This window comes from Sodalis sp. (in: enterobacteria), assembly GCF_047607725.1.
Lineage (GTDB): Bacteria > Pseudomonadota > Gammaproteobacteria > Enterobacterales > Enterobacteriaceae > JBLKSS01.
In genome coordinates this window covers 1-1,494 of sequence record NZ_JBLKSS010000004.1, presented here as the reverse complement: position 1 = coordinate 1,494, position 1,494 = coordinate 1, and the positions used below count along the sequence as shown (strand labels likewise).

General features: G+C 54.1%; 1 rRNA gene. It reads left to right on the top strand.

From position 1 onward, the window contains the following. Positions 1–1,444, top strand: a 16S ribosomal RNA gene (locus tag ACMX3H_RS00050); the annotation flags it as partial. Positions 1,445–1,494: the final 50 nt, after the last annotated feature.

The following is a 1,494-nucleotide window of genomic DNA, read 5'->3' as shown; positions in this document are numbered from 1 at the left end:
CGAGCGGCGGACGGGTGAGTAATGTCTGGGGATCTGCCCGATGGAGGGGGATAACTACTGGAAACGGTAGCTAATACCGCATAACGTCGCAAGAGCAAAGTGGGGGACTTTCGGGCCTCACACCATCGGATGAACCCAGATGGGATTAGCTAGTAGGTGGGGTAATGGCTCACCTAGGCGACGATCCCTAGCTGGTCTGAGAGGATGACCAGCCACACTGGAACTGAGACACGGTCCAGACTCCTACGGGAGGCAGCAGTGGGGAATATTGCACAATGGGGGAAACCCTGATGCAGCCATGCCGCGTGTGTGAAGAAGGCCTTCGGGTTGTAAAGCACTTTCAGCGGGGAGGAAGGCAGTGGCGTTAATAGCGCCATTGATTGACGTTACCCGCAGAAGAAGCACCGGCTAACTCCGTGCCAGCAGCCGCGGTAATACGGAGGGTGCGAGCGTTAATCGGAATTACTGGGCGTAAAGCGTACGCAGGCGGTCTGTTAAGTCAGATGTGAAATCCCCGGGCTCAACCTGGGAACTGCATTTGAAACTGGCAGGCTAGAGTCTCGTAGAGGGGGGTAGAATTCCAGGTGTAGCGGTGAAATGCGTAGAGATCTGGAGGAATACCGGTGGCGAAGGCGACCCCCTAAACGAAAACTGACGCTCAGGTACGAAAGCGTGGGGAGCAAACAAGATTAGATACCCTGGTAGTTCACGCTGTAAACGATGTCGATTTGAAGGTTGTGGCCTTGAGCCGTGGCTTTCGGAGCTAACGCGTTAAATCGACCGCCTGGGGAGTACGGCCGCAAGGTTAAAACTCAAATGAATTGACGGGGGCCCGCACAAGCGGTGGAGCATGTGGTTTAATTCGATGCAACGCGAAGAACCTTACCTACTCTTGACATCCAGAGAACGAGGCAGAGATGCCTTGGTGCCTTCGGGAACTCTGAGACAGGTGCTGCATGGCTGTCGTCAGCTCGTGTTGTGAAATGTTGGGTTAAGTCCCGCAACGAGCGCAACCCTTATCCTTTGTTGCCAGCGATTCGGTCGGGAACTCAAAGGAGACTGCCGGTGATAAACCGGAGGAAGGTGGGGATGACGTCAAGTCATCATGGCCCTTACGAGTAGGGCTACACACGTGCTACAATGGCGCATACAAAGAGAAGCGATCTCGCGAGAGTCAGCGGACCTCATAAAGTGCGTCGTAGTCCGGATTGGAGTCTGCAACTCGACTCCATGAAGTCGGAATCGCTAGTAATCGTGGATCAGAATGCCACGGTGAATACGTTCCCGGGCCTTGTACACACCGCCCGTCACACCATGGGAGTGGGTTGCAAAAGAAGTAGGTAGCTTAACCTTCGGGAGGGCGCTTACCACTTTGTGATTCATGACTGGGGTGAAGTCGTAACAAGGTAACCGTAGGGGAACCTGCGGTTGGATCACCTCCTTACCTAGACGATACGTTGAGTGACGTGTCCACACAGATTGTCTGATAACTGT